This is a genomic window from Pseudoalteromonas sp. SWYJZ98 (assembly GCF_015864495.1).
In the GTDB taxonomy this organism is placed as follows: domain Bacteria; phylum Pseudomonadota; class Gammaproteobacteria; order Enterobacterales; family Alteromonadaceae; genus Pseudoalteromonas; species Pseudoalteromonas distincta.
The window spans coordinates 1-12,460 of record NZ_JADYXA010000038.1 but is presented as its reverse complement, the minus strand read 5'-3'; the positions used below and the strand labels follow the sequence as shown (position 1 = coordinate 12,460).

At 37.7% G+C, this 12,460-nt stretch carries 16 protein-coding genes; 12 read left to right on the top strand and 4 right to left on the bottom strand.

What is annotated here, in order from left to right:
* Nucleotides 1-14 precede the first annotated feature (14 nt).
* From bioD to I6F10_RS16385, 5 genes are all read left to right on the top strand, one after another.
* Complete coding sequence (gene bioD, locus I6F10_RS16405; protein ID WP_165744413.1) at nt 15-698, top strand: dethiobiotin synthase; 684 nt, start codon at nt 15-17, stop codon at nt 696-698.
* Nucleotides 699-821: 123 nt separating this feature from the next.
* Complete coding sequence (locus I6F10_RS16400; RefSeq protein ID WP_165744412.1) at nt 822-2,381, top strand: FAD-dependent oxidoreductase; 1,560 nt, start codon at nt 822-824, stop codon at nt 2,379-2,381.
* 212 nt (nt 2,382-2,593) lie between these two features.
* Nucleotides 2,594-3,457 (top strand): protease HtpX, encoded by an 864-nt coding sequence (gene htpX / locus I6F10_RS16395; protein WP_165744411.1) that lies wholly within the window; start codon nt 2,594-2,596, stop codon nt 3,455-3,457.
* Nucleotides 3,458-3,655: 198 nt separating this feature from the next.
* Entirely contained in the window at nt 3,656-3,901 is a 246-nt protein-coding gene (locus I6F10_RS16390; protein ID WP_231619989.1) for a hypothetical protein, read from the top strand.
* A 201-nt stretch (nt 3,902-4,102) separates the two neighbouring features.
* Nucleotides 4,103-4,645 carry a hypothetical protein gene (locus I6F10_RS16385; protein WP_165744410.1) on the top strand — a complete coding sequence of 181 codons (543 nt, stop codon included), beginning with the start codon at nt 4,103-4,105 and terminating at the stop codon, nt 4,643-4,645.
* On the opposite strand, the gene I6F10_RS16380 is transcribed toward I6F10_RS16385, so the two are convergent.
* From I6F10_RS16380 to gloA, 3 genes are all read right to left on the bottom strand, one after another.
* On the bottom strand, nt 4,642-6,240 hold the full coding sequence (locus tag I6F10_RS16380) for an MASE1 domain-containing protein (protein WP_165744409.1): 1,599 nt from the start codon (nt 6,238-6,240) through the stop codon (nt 4,642-4,644). The genes I6F10_RS16385 and I6F10_RS16380 overlap by 4 nt on opposite strands.
* Nucleotides 6,227-6,856 carry a response regulator transcription factor gene (locus tag I6F10_RS16375; protein ID WP_101163978.1) on the bottom strand — a complete coding sequence of 210 codons (630 nt, stop codon included), beginning with the start codon at nt 6,854-6,856 and terminating at the stop codon, nt 6,227-6,229. Before I6F10_RS16375 ends, I6F10_RS16380 begins: the two co-directional genes overlap by 14 nt.
* 168 nt (nt 6,857-7,024) lie before the next feature.
* Nucleotides 7,025-7,552, bottom strand: coding sequence for a lactoylglutathione lyase (gene gloA / locus I6F10_RS16370; protein WP_024589304.1), 528 nt, complete (start codon nt 7,550-7,552; stop codon nt 7,025-7,027).
* Nucleotides 7,553-7,763: 211 nt separating this feature from the next.
* Here gloA and I6F10_RS16365 point away from each other — a divergent pair, with 211 nt between their 5' ends.
* Entirely contained in the window at nt 7,764-8,117 is a 354-nt protein-coding gene (locus I6F10_RS16365; RefSeq protein ID WP_165744408.1) for a hypothetical protein, read from the top strand.
* A gap of 26 nt (nt 8,118-8,143) precedes the next feature.
* On the top strand, nt 8,144-8,593 hold the full coding sequence (locus I6F10_RS16360; RefSeq protein WP_231619988.1) for a DUF421 domain-containing protein: 450 nt from the start codon (nt 8,144-8,146) through the stop codon (nt 8,591-8,593).
* A gap of 120 nt (nt 8,594-8,713) precedes the next feature.
* On the opposite strand, the gene I6F10_RS16355 is transcribed toward I6F10_RS16360, so the two are convergent.
* Entirely contained in the window at nt 8,714-9,334 is a 621-nt protein-coding gene (locus I6F10_RS16355) for a trimeric intracellular cation channel family protein (RefSeq protein ID WP_007586765.1), read from the bottom strand.
* Between the two features lie 392 nt (nt 9,335-9,726).
* On the opposite strand from I6F10_RS16355, the gene I6F10_RS16350 reads away from it, so the two are divergent.
* The 5 genes from I6F10_RS16350 (at nt 9,727) to I6F10_RS16330 (ending at nt 12,306) form a co-directional block, all read left to right on the top strand.
* Nucleotides 9,727-10,341 (top strand): cold shock domain-containing protein, encoded by a 615-nt coding sequence (locus tag I6F10_RS16350; RefSeq protein ID WP_165744406.1) that lies wholly within the window; start codon nt 9,727-9,729, stop codon nt 10,339-10,341.
* Nucleotides 10,342-10,678: 337 nt separating this feature from the next.
* Complete coding sequence (locus I6F10_RS16345) at nt 10,679-11,527, top strand: ATP-binding protein (RefSeq protein ID WP_165744405.1); 849 nt, start codon at nt 10,679-10,681, stop codon at nt 11,525-11,527.
* 7 nt (nt 11,528-11,534) lie between these two features.
* Nucleotides 11,535-11,750: a hypothetical protein gene (locus I6F10_RS16340; protein WP_165744404.1), complete on the top strand. Its 216-nt coding sequence runs from the start codon at nt 11,535-11,537 to the stop codon at nt 11,748-11,750.
* A 7-nt stretch (nt 11,751-11,757) separates the two neighbouring features.
* The gene (locus tag I6F10_RS16335) at nt 11,758-11,970 is read left to right on the top strand and encodes a hypothetical protein (protein WP_165744403.1); all 213 of its coding nucleotides are present in this window, start codon (nt 11,758-11,760) and stop codon (nt 11,968-11,970) included.
* A 3-nt stretch (nt 11,971-11,973) separates the two neighbouring features.
* Nucleotides 11,974-12,306 carry a hypothetical protein gene (locus I6F10_RS16330; RefSeq protein WP_165744402.1) on the top strand — a complete coding sequence of 111 codons (333 nt, stop codon included), beginning with the start codon at nt 11,974-11,976 and terminating at the stop codon, nt 12,304-12,306.
* Nucleotides 12,307-12,460: the final 154 nt, after the last annotated feature.

Genomic DNA, 12,460 nt, shown 5'->3' with positions numbered 1-12,460 from the left:
ATTAAAGGCAACGCATGAAAGAATTTTTTATAACAGGCACCGACACCGATGCCGGAAAAACCCACGTTACCAGTTTGCTATTAAAGTTACTTGCCCAACATAAAAAACAAGCTATTGGCTTTAAGCCCCTTGCTGCTGGCTGCGAAATGGCGTTCGATCAACTAGTAAACACCGATGCCCTTATACTAATGGAAAGCGCAACAGTGAGCGCTAAATACGACGTAGTAAATCCGTTTGCGTTTGCACCCCCTATTGCGCCGCACATAGCTGCTGAGCAAGTTGGAGTTAGTATTACTATTGATAAACTAAGTGATGCTTATAAAAACGTAAAACAAAAGGGCGCTAATTACATACTTACTGAAGGCGCTGGTGGCTGGGCATTACCAATTAATAAAAACGATTATTTGTACGACTGGGTTAAAGCAGAGCAACTGCCGGTAATACTCGTTGTTGGCATGAAGCTAGGTTGCTTAAATCATGCATTACTAACCGCTGCGCATATGCAAAGTATGGGAATAAGCTGCGTTGGCTGGATTGCAAACCAAGTCGATAAAAACATGGACGAATACCAAGCAAATCTTGATTCACTTAAAGCACGTTTGCCGTTTCCAATACTTGCTATAAGCCCATACAGCGAGCAAACTCCTAAGTTACAAATATACAAAGGCTTGCTTAGTGAGTTATCTATAAACACTTAAGTGGTTTTAAAAAAAAGTTACTTTTTTAGGTAAATCTTGAAATAGTCAGCCTTAGTACACATATAAATGTTTATAAATACATAGCTTGCTTAAAGACAATGTTACTAAGGATATAACGACTATATGACGCCCCCATTTATTGAAAACTACGCCCCTGATGCGCACGTAAGCGCTGAGCCAAAAGCACTAAACTATGGCTTACCTAAAAAACGCGTAGGTATAATAGGTGGAGGCACAGCTGGCGCCACAATAGCCATTAGACTTGCTGCGTTAGGGTTAGAGACTTATGTGCTTGAAAAGAAAAAGTCGTTAATTGATGGCCCTCCAATGTGCCATTTGCATGCAGGTGGCAACTTATATCGTGAAATACCCGACGAAGACTGCATAGATTTACTCAAGCAATGTATAGATATTGCTCGCCTTTATCCTCACACCATAGATGTTCGCCCCACAGTATTTGCAGTGCCTAAGCGCGATGACGACTCACCGGAAGATTTATTTCCGCGTTTAAATAAATTAGTAAAAGCCTACAGCGAGCTTGTAGAGCAAGACAGTGCTAATAAAGTGTTAGGCGAGCCAGAGCATTATTATCAGTTATATAGTTATGATCAAATGCTAAAGCTTGCTAAGCAAAAACAAGTAGCCAAGCCCACGTCGTTAGATGAGTGGATGATACCCGTGGCTAAGCATTTAGATTTAGAGAAGCTAAAGTTTCCGCTAATTGTTGCACAAGAATATGGCTGGAATATTTTTCGTTTATCGGCCAGTGCACAACTCGCTCTTGCACAGTACAAACACGCTCACGTTTTAACAAGCACCAGTGTTAAAAATGTATCGCCAGTTATAAATACCAATAAAGATAAGCAAACACATAAGTGGTGCATTGAATACCAATCAGAGCCAAGCCTTGATGAACAATCTGATACACAAACCATTGAGGTAGATTACCTAATTAATGCGTGTGGTTTTCAAACCGGTATTATTGACGACCTGGTTGGTGTAGATGTAAAACGCATGGTTGAATTTAAAGCCTCTTACATTACTCATTGGCAAGGTGCTGGTGGGCAAATACCCGAAATTATTATTTATGGTAACCGTGGCACGCCAGAGGGCATGGCGCAACTAACGCCTTACCCTAACGGGTATTTTCAAATACATGGCATGACTAACAACATTACATTGTTTAATGATGGGTTAGCTGATGCAACGCCAATGAGCGCACAACCTAAACTTCCCAATAAGTACCTTCATTATATTAAAGATGGTTGGGACAAAGCAGCATTGCAAACACGTACCCAAACAGCAATTGATTATGTAGCCGAGTTTGTCCCTGCGTTTAAAACTGCTAGCACACAAAATAATGCCTTGTATGGCGGGCAACAAATTCCAGGTGATGACGACACCTTGCGCGTAGCCGATGTAAGCTTATATTCGCATATTAGTTACGCACGGGCCGAAAATGTAAAAGCATCGTCAACGTTAATAGCGGCAGATCAAATAGTGGGTGAGTTTATAAAATTAGGAATAATAAGTAGCGATCCTGCTGTAAATCATCACCGTAGTACCCATCAATGGTCGTACCTTAAACATAATAGCGGCGACAAAATTAACGAAGTTGCACGCATATTGGCACACGAGCGTGGTTTTCCGATTGATATGGCAAAGCTTAATAACAGCTTGTAATAAGCTGACTTATAGAGAAGCTTTAGTCTTAAATTTGCTGTAAAACCCTTCTTAAAAAAATTATCAATAAACACATAAATAACACTTGTGTTATGACATAGTTTGTCACAGAATAGCGCTAACGTTATGACATAGTGTGTCATAGCGCAGTGATTGCTTTAACCTAATTTAATTTTATGTTCGGTGATCAAACCTATTTTTGTGAGGACAATATGAAACGTATATTTTTGTTTTTATTAACTAACCTAGCGGTTATGTTGGTATTAGGTGTAGTGCTTTCAATAATAATCAGTGCGCTGGGCTTAAGCCATCGTAGCCTAGGCGGAATTTTACTTATAGCCACAGTATTTGGTTTTGGTGGATCGTTTATTTCGTTATTTATGTCGAAATGGATCGCTAAAAAATCAACAGGTGCGCATGTGATTACGCAGCCTCGAAACGAAACCGAACATTGGCTTGTACAAACGGTATCTGCGCAAGCACAAAAAGCAGGTATTAAAATGCCAGAAGTGGCTATTTACGACAGCCCAGAAATGAACGCGTTTGCTACGGGCCCAAGTAAAAACAACTCGTTAGTGGCAGTAAGCACAGGCTTAATGCACAACATGACCAAAGATCAGGCCGAAGCCGTACTTGCCCACGAAGTATCGCACGTGGCTAACGGCGACATGGTAACGCTTACGCTAATACAAGGCGTGGTAAACACCTTTGTAATATTTGCCGCAAAAGTACTGGCAGGCATTGTAGATAACTTTATTAATAGCGATGAAGAAGAGGGCGGTAGTAGCTGGACATACTTCTTATTCGATATGTTATTCCAAGTATTATTTGGTGTACTAGCAAGCATAGTGGTTGCAAGTTACAGCCGTAAACGTGAGTTTGCAGCCGACAGCGGCGCAGCAAAACTAGTTGGTGCTGATAAAATGCGTTCCGCCCTTGAGCGATTAAAGCAAAACCATCCTTCGCAATTAGAAGGCTCAATGATGGCCTTTGGTATTGCAAGTGGTAAAGGCGTTGCTGAGTTGTTTTCATCGCACCCACCGCTTGATGCGCGAATAGACGCACTACGCAAGTAACTATGTAAGTTAGTAAATATTCTAAGCCAGCTTAACCGCTGGCTTTTTTATGTTTACGTTAAAATGCTAAAATCGCACGCACTGTATTTATATACAGTTATTTGTATTGCGTTATAAAATCGTTACTTTTTTAAGCTAGCACAAAAAAACTTAATCGCTAATGTAAGCCAAATTAACACTAAAAATGAAAACGATGCATTGTATGTTGCATGCATAGGGCAGGTAAAAAAAGAATCAAACTTCACCTTTAAAAATATAAAGTTTAAGGTCGACTTTTTAACTGATCAAAACGCACTAGTCGATACGCTATCAATAACCGACGAAGACTTAATAATACTTCCTAATGACTCTACAAACTTTAGGATAAGAGGTATTGCGCAAAAACAAGCGGCCAGTTATAACAATTGCCAAGTAACAATAACCGATGCCTGGGCTTATAAATAAGCTATAAATCACTTACAAATTAATTATTAGCAGTTAGCTAAACCACTCGCTTTTTTGTATGTAATATTAGTTATTGACTTGCAAGCCACTAAATCCAAAATTTATATAAGCCATTTTCCTAGAGCGATTAAGAATATGGATGATTTATTACTTAAGTAATCGTTTATACACTCCTTGTAACTTGCAAGTGAGGGATCGAAAATGAGCTTGATTGATGAAAGTACAAAGGATTTTGGAAGCATGAGCGTGTTGCTTCACAGCGTAGGAACTGATTGCTACCACATTGAGTGGAATAGCAGAATGACCGGAGCCTCAATAAGCTTAATTCGTGTTAAAAAAAACGAATACATAGTTGTGCGAAAATGGGCTACCGCCCACAATATAGATGACGTATCAGCAGAGTTTGATCAGGCTAACCAAGCACTAATTCATTTTTTAAATAATGTAGATGTGATTAAAAGTAAAAACGAAAGTATTGTTGCAGCTAAAGAGCATTGCATAAACTTATTTACCTCAGCTGAGGGCTTAAAACCAATTAGCCATCCGAGCTTACCTACGCCACGCTTACAAGAAGCCATAGGCAAAGAAGTCATTGTAAAATCAAGTTTAGGCAACTACCTAATATCAAAAGGAATGCTATTACAGCTATTAGGTAATCAAGCCGAGATCCAAGTTAATCCCGACCACCTTGACGAAGGCCAATTAAGGCAAAAATTTTATACCAAACAAGTTCATGTTTGCTAGTTAATTGCGCTATCAAAACTCAAAGGCAGCTTTACTTTAATGGTAAAGCCATTTTGTTTAAACACCTTAAAAGTTCCGCCTAATGCTGTAGTTCGCTCCTCTATAAACGCTAAACCGTAGTGACCTGAGTTATCTGTTGGGGTTACTAAAGTCCCGTTATCGCTAATTGTTAACTCAATAAATTCGTCGCTGTTTATTATATTTATAACCAGTTTGCTAGCATTGCTGTGCTTCATACAATTGGTTACTGCTTCTTGGCAAATTCGGTAAATAGCTATTTCGTGATCTTTTGAAAGGCTATTATCTAACTTAAATTGTGGCTGATACTTAATATTTTCCTTGTGCAGTAAGCTTTTTAGTCGCCCTTGTGTTATTGCCTTTTCTAAACCGAGTTCATCTAACTCACGCGGGCGAAGATAATGCATTAATTGATAAACAGAGTCATACATCGAATTAGCATTGTTTTTTAATGTAGTCACAAACGATTGGGTATCATCGTTACTAAGGTGCGACAAAATAGCTAAATCTGTTTTTAATGCCGTTAGGTTTTGCCCTAATTCGTCATGCAACTCTTGCGAAAGATGCTTTCGCTCGTTTTCTTGAACCGACACCATTTTGGCAGCCAGCGCCGTGTTTTGAATTAGCTGCTCTTTAAGCTCTTTATTGGTTTGCTTTAACTCGTTGTTTTTACGTTTAAGCTCAGTAATTGCAGCGCCTAAAACCATACTGGTAATTGCGTTTGCTAAAATAAATAACTGGCTAATGTAGGTATTGCTAGGCTCGTGCGTAATGCTAGCTTCAACAATTATTAACGCGTTAATTAGCGCTGCACTGCTTACAGCGCCTAACGAGCCATACTTATACGAAAACCAAATTATAGGTAATAACGATGCAAGCCTTAATAGCGGGTAGGTGTCTGGGCGAACCGCATAGACAAAAAATACAATTAATATAAAACACACTAAAGTGGCTACTAGGCCAAATAACTTAGTGAGCCTGACTGTGTTAAAACTGTATTTAGAATCGTAAATTAACATAATAAAAGGGGCAATTAACAACGAACCAGTAATATCGCCCAAGCACATGTTTAACTGATATTGCAGTAGCTCTTTTGCAACCAATACATTTGTAAATTCAAACGCACTGGCAAACAAAAACCACTTTATAGATGTACTCGCAACACAAAGCAGTATTAACGAAAGTATACCTAGGCTGTCGTTAATGCTTGGCGGCCAACGGCTATTTTTAAACACACAAACAAGCGCTATAAAGCAAAGCTCCTGCCAAAAGCCATGAAATAAATCAAACTCCCAAACCCCACTGTATGTTAAGCCAAGCTGTGCAGCTAAAGCGCGCGAGACAACCCATAAGGTGAGCCAATAGCGTGTTGGAGTGAGTAAGTAAAACGCAATTTTTACGCCTGCGGGAATAAATATCGCGCTGCTTTCGGGTACGGTTTCAAGGTTTTGGCTAACCCAAAAAGCGGCGAGTGAAGCAATAAAGTAAATTAGCCCCACCAATAACTGTTTAGCTACCTCTTTGTATGCGGTAGTAAAACTAACATTATATAAAGAAGAAACGTTAGGTAAGTTCATCTAACTGTATTACTCCCGCATCAATTGCAATTTTTAGCAGTTCAAACGAGGTAGTAACATTAAGTTTGCTGTATATGTTTGCTTTGTGTACATGTGCTGTTTTAGGCATTATTTCGAGTATTTGCGCAACTTGTTTAGCGTTTAACCCCTTAGAAAATAACGGAAGGGCTTCAAGCTCTCTGTTAGTAAGCACCGTTAATGCTAAATTTTCGCTACTCATCGAAAAATTTACGTCTTCGCTAATGTATCTTTTACCTAAAGCGACCGCTTTAACTGCATCTATTAGCTCATCAGAGGCAGAACGTTTAGACACATAACCCAAAGCACCTAATCGCAAAGCATTGCTTACATAAGGTTCGTGGTCGTGCATGGAGGCAACAATACTTTTAATATGCGGGAAAGACCCTTCAAGGTACGATAAAAAAGAAAGGCCGGTTTCAGTCCCGTTAAGCGATATATCAACAATAAATATATCAGGTTGTTCAAGCTCTACAGCCAGCTTGGCTTCTGTTACGCTGCAGGCTTCAATAATTACTTTCCAATCTGGTTGTAACTCTAAAAGCTTTTTAAAGCTGTCTCTTACTAATTGATGATCTTCTATGATGCCAATGAGCATTTAAATCTCCTTTTATGCTTACAATACAGCGGGGCGGGTAACTAATTACCTAAAACGTTTTAAATGGGTTACCTCGCTTAAAAGCAAGGTAACAAAACCAGTGGTTCTAAATTGGTAATTAGTTGCTGGTGGAGATTACAACTAAGATCTTTTTACAGCAGCTTATTATTACTGAGAAAGAATAATCTCAGTAATTCCTTCGGCAGATAGTATTTCAATCCAGTAGCCGTCAGGGTCTTTAATAAATGCTAAGCCTTTCATTGAGCCATCATCTGGTTTTTTTACAAACTCAACATCGTATTTTGCAAAGCGCTCACAGGCTTCGTAAACATCCGGTACACTAATACCAATATGGCCAAAGCCTTTTGGTTCTTGGTTACCACTGTGGTATCCCTCAAAGCTGTCGTCGCTTTCAGTGCCCCAGTTATGGGTAAGCTCAATTAGCGCAGGGCGACGAAACACCCATTCTGCTTTAGTTTTATCATCACCTTGTGGCAATTCTTGCTCGTAGCCTAAAAAGTAAAGCGTAAACTTCATACCAGGAAAATCATACTTACCTAACAGCTTCATACCTAATACATTTTGGTAAAATTCAAGCGACGGCTTTGGATCTTTAATACGTAACATAGTTTGTTGCATAACAAAGCCCTGAGTGGCCTGTTCAACTTGTTCTGGAGATTCGTTATAGTTAGACATGGTGATCCTTACTGAAAATTATAAAAAAGGGTGTAAGTATTACGTGCTCCATCATAATCAACCCCCACTTAAATTAAAACCATTCTTGGTAATTCAACGCGTTATAATTGGCTTTAAATTACTTGCACAGTATTTGCAAAGCGTATAATTAAAACTAATGGGCTGTTAAACATCTCTTGTGCATATTATTAACACAAACTAGGACGTTTTTTTGAAAACACTTTTACCTTTACTAAGTCTAATATTACAGGCTTTTTTATTACTCGCACTCACGAGTTTTTTTAGTGGGTTTTATAATGCGTATACAGTATTTGCTGGTGGCGATCCTAAGTTAATCGCGGGGCATATTTCATCAGCCATTGTTGTATCACTTATACAAATTATTCCTGCTTTAATTGGGCTTTTTATAAATACGTACGTGCTAAATAGTAGGTTAAACATAAACAGCTCAGCCATGTTTATAAATATTTCAAAATTTTATGCCTACCTGTGGATTTTATTTATTCCACTTGGTACGTTTTTAGGTATTAAGCAATTAATTAGATTAAAAAATGTAAGTAAATAACGAGCACTTACAAAAAAGGAGCCATTATGTTTTACGATGATATTCAGGGGTTATTACGTGTACTTACAATAGGCGTACTGGGTTATATTGCACTGGTGTTTTGGCTGCGCGTATCGGGTAAACGTACGCTTTCAAAGTGGAACGTGTTCGACTTTATAGTCACCATTGCGCTGGGCTCTATATTAGCGTCGGTGGTTATTTCAAAAAGTGTACCGCTGTTTGAGGGCATACTTGCCTTTGTAGTATTAATTGGGCTGCAATATGTTATCACATGGCTTAGTGTGCGCTCGTCAAAATTTGCAGCGCTTATAAAAGCAGAGCCCACGCTTTTACTGAGTGATGGTGAATACTGCACGGCTGCACTTAAATCGCAGCGCGTAACAAAATCAGAAATTCGCGCTGCTATTCGTGGTGCTGGTATATTAGCCATTGAAGATGTAGCCGCCGTAGTGCTAGAAACCGACGGCAGTTTTTAGTGTACTTAAGCAAAATAACAGCGGGTTAAGCGATGTAAGCGGGCATTAAATTAATACGCTAATAGTTATATTAACTAAGGCAGGTATATTACCTGCCTTATTTTGTATTGAAGGTTATTTTTATTTAGCGTGCTGCTCTAATAAACTAAAGGTAGGTAAGCGCCATTTAAAGCGTATTGATGCCATACGTATTAAATAGCCTGCAACAAGGCTTACAATAATGCTGATGTTGTCATCAATATTATAATGGTGCAGCGCTAAGTATAAACAGGCAACAAGTAACGATACACTCGCGTATAGCTCGTTATGTAATACAAGCGGCGCTTGGCGGCATATTAAATCACGCAGTAACCCACCAAATACGCCAGTAACAACCGCAGCCACTACACAAATTCCATAATGCAGCCCCATATTTAGCCCCACTTGGCAGCCAATAATACTAAAGGCAGCTAAACCCAGGGCGTCTAGGCGCATAAATATGCCTTTAAATTTAACTACCCATTTAGCCAGCCACGTAGTGACAATACCTGCAATACAGGTAATTAATAAATACTCTGGGTGTTGTACCCACGTAAGCGGGTAATTGCCTAGTAATATATCTCGTACGCTACCACCGCCAATTGCCGTGGCGCTGGCTACTAGCACTACGCCAAACCAATCCATTTTCATTCGTCCTGCGCTAAGTGCGCCGGTCATGGCTTCTGCGGTAATACCAATAATATAAACAACGGTTAGTAACATGAGATAATCACTTAAAATACGTGCGTAAAAATAAGGTGTGGATTGTATAGATAAATTAAGTAAATAACGAATGAAAAATCGTACTAAAAAAGGTTAATTTAGATAGAAATAACTAATGACAAAACCTAGTGTAAACAAGCTGTTAAGTTGGTAGGTGAGTGCGTAATGGTTGATGTGAATTAAAGGACATTTGACCGCAAATTATAAATAAAATAAGTTGAGTTTTAGTTGTTTTTAGCACGTTTATTTTGAGTTTATTTTATTAGGTAAAGCGTAAAAATTAACGCAACATGAATATTTGGTTGCATGGTTTTAATTTAGGAACGTATAATAAAAAGTGTTAACTAAATGGAATTTGCGTAAAACGCAGCTTAAGCAGGGCAGGTGGATATATGAACAAAGGATTGTTAAAGTCGTGGAAAACCGACAAAGGTTTTGGTTTTATTAAATCAGACACCCTAGAACACGACACATTTATACACATATCAGCGCTCAAACACATGAGCCGCAAGCCTAAAGTTGGCGACACCATTTATTTTGAAGTTGCAACGCAGCCCGACGGTAAAACCAAAGCAGTTAACTGCCGCATAGAAGGCGTTACAGAGCTTAAAGCCCCTTACCAAAAACACAATCAACAGCCGCATCGCATTGCTAAATCTAACTTTGCCAGTAGCTTTTTAGGTAAAGTTGCTTCAATTAGCATTATCGTCGTGCTTGGCTTTATCGCAGTAAATAAATACAACCATTATAAAACTAACGAGAAATTTAATAACCATACTCACGTTATTACCAACGCCGATTTAGCCACCTTTGATGCGCAATACCCGAAAATAGTGATACCAAAAAACACCCATAATTTTACGTGTGATGGTAGGCAGCACTGCAGCCAAATGACTTCACGAGCAGAGGCTGTATTTTTTATTAATAACTGCCCAAATACAAAAATGGATGGCGATAGAGATGGTAACCCTTGTGAGAGAGATACAAGGTTTAAAAATGAATGGTAATTTTATAAATCGTTTAGTTAAAGGTTTGGGTGAATAAAAAAAGAATTAATTAATGGCTGTGTATAAATACAGCCATGTAATTTTTGTCCCATAAAATTATTAAAAGTCGTTTTGGGGTTAAATTACAAAGGCATTGAATAACTCTTGTAGCTAGTTGTTACTAGTAGAGTTGTTTTGTGTGAATATCGAACAACGTAGTATACGCCGTTTTGGTGTGTTATCCCCCCCAAAGTGGGGTTCAATAAGCTGTTAGGTGGTGAATGTTTGTAACCTATTAACTACTGTTACCAAATTACATGGAGGTAACATATTAAATCAATAATTAGAGATAAGTGATATGAGTGTGTTTTTTACTGAAAATAAATTAAGTGATTATGATCAAACTCCATTATACGGGCTTAATAATGAATATGATAAGTTACTAAAATTTTGTCAGTTAGTGTGGTCAAATGATTGGGAACATAAAAGGGAACTATATAAATTTAATCCAACAATTATGCTCTATGGCTCTCCTGGAACTGGAAAAACAACGCTGTTAAAAAATGTATCTCTTGGCTTGCAGTGTGATGATTTTAAATATTTCAGCTTAAGTTTGGAACTTTTATTAGATAAAGATTTGGGTAAGTCATCACAGCAATTAAAATTATTTTTTGAACAAGTTGAAGAGTCATCTGAGAATGAAGAAAAAGTCTTTCTTCACTTTGATGATGTAGATGCTGTTCTTTGTTCACGATATATAAGTAATGAGTCATCAGGGGTTAAAAGACTTGTTAATACATTTATAAAAGAAATTGACAGAATTCAATCTAAAAAATATAAATTTACGCCCATCATCACTACGACAACAAACATGTTTTCATTGATAGATACAGCCGTTAAAAGGCGATTTTCTATCAAATTACCCATAGAGAATAATATTAATGTGGAAGATTTTAAATGTTGGTTAAAGCCAATATTTTCTGATTTGGAAATTGTGGGAAATATAGATTATGTTGAATTACATGAAATAGTTAATGAGAAAAACCTCACGGCATATGACGTCTGTTTGGTTATGCAAAATATATTGTTGGAAAAGCTCGTTGGTGTGAATATAGATCAAAAATTTGTTAAGTCATCTTTTAAGCTTTCTGATTCGTCAAAGTTGGATTTTGAAGAGCATAAAAGTAAGCTAAGTGCGCTAAAATAGGGTAAATATGAAAAAGAAAATGAGTTCAGCTCGAAAAGCCGCAGAGTCTACTCTTAAACACGAAGATTTAGTTGATGCTATCGAAAAGTTAGGGAAATCTAAAGGTTTGGATGTCGAAGCAACTGAGGGTAATGACAAGAGGGGAGATGTTCGAGTAAGTAAAAAAGATTTTGAAAAACTAATGGTAATTATGTCTGATAAATTAGAAGAAAAGAATAAGTGAGTAAATAATGGCTAATGAAGATGATTTTATAGAAATAAAAGTTCATCGAGAAGGAGTTGGGACAACGACTGCAAGAAAAATAGTAAAACAGAAAGCTAAAGCTGTTGTATCAGGGCATAAAATCACACGCGGAGCTAAAGCAATCTTTGATGATAATCAAATAGTTTATTTCGAAAATGTTGAAGCTGAAGATTTAGATGTTGATTGGGAAGAGGAATGAAAAATGGAAATAGACTTTTATGAAAACTTTGATTGTAAAAAATCGGTTAGAGTAGGTAAAAAGCTTTGGCATGATATTTTGCAAATAGAATATCTTGACCAAATAAATGATGTGGAGGATATTATCCCTGAAGGCCATGATGGTGAAGGAGAAAAGATCGAGAGGATACATTTAGAGGAAATCAGAAATCAATTAATAAATGGTTTTTCTAAATTATTAACGAAATACTCTAAGAAAAGTCGTGATGAAACTAACATTAAAGATCTTTCTACCATTCTAGAGATATTAATCTCGATAAACACCACTTCAATTACTCATATGAAGTTTGATATATAAAAAACCACCTAACAAGTCGCTAAAGTCGGACACGGAGGGCGTTCAGAATTCTGTGTCAGCCTAAATTGCTAAATATCTAGCACACCATCTAATCTACCTTCGAAGTGGATGGCCAATTGCGACAATGTCAGATTCCAGTTATGGATTGGCATTG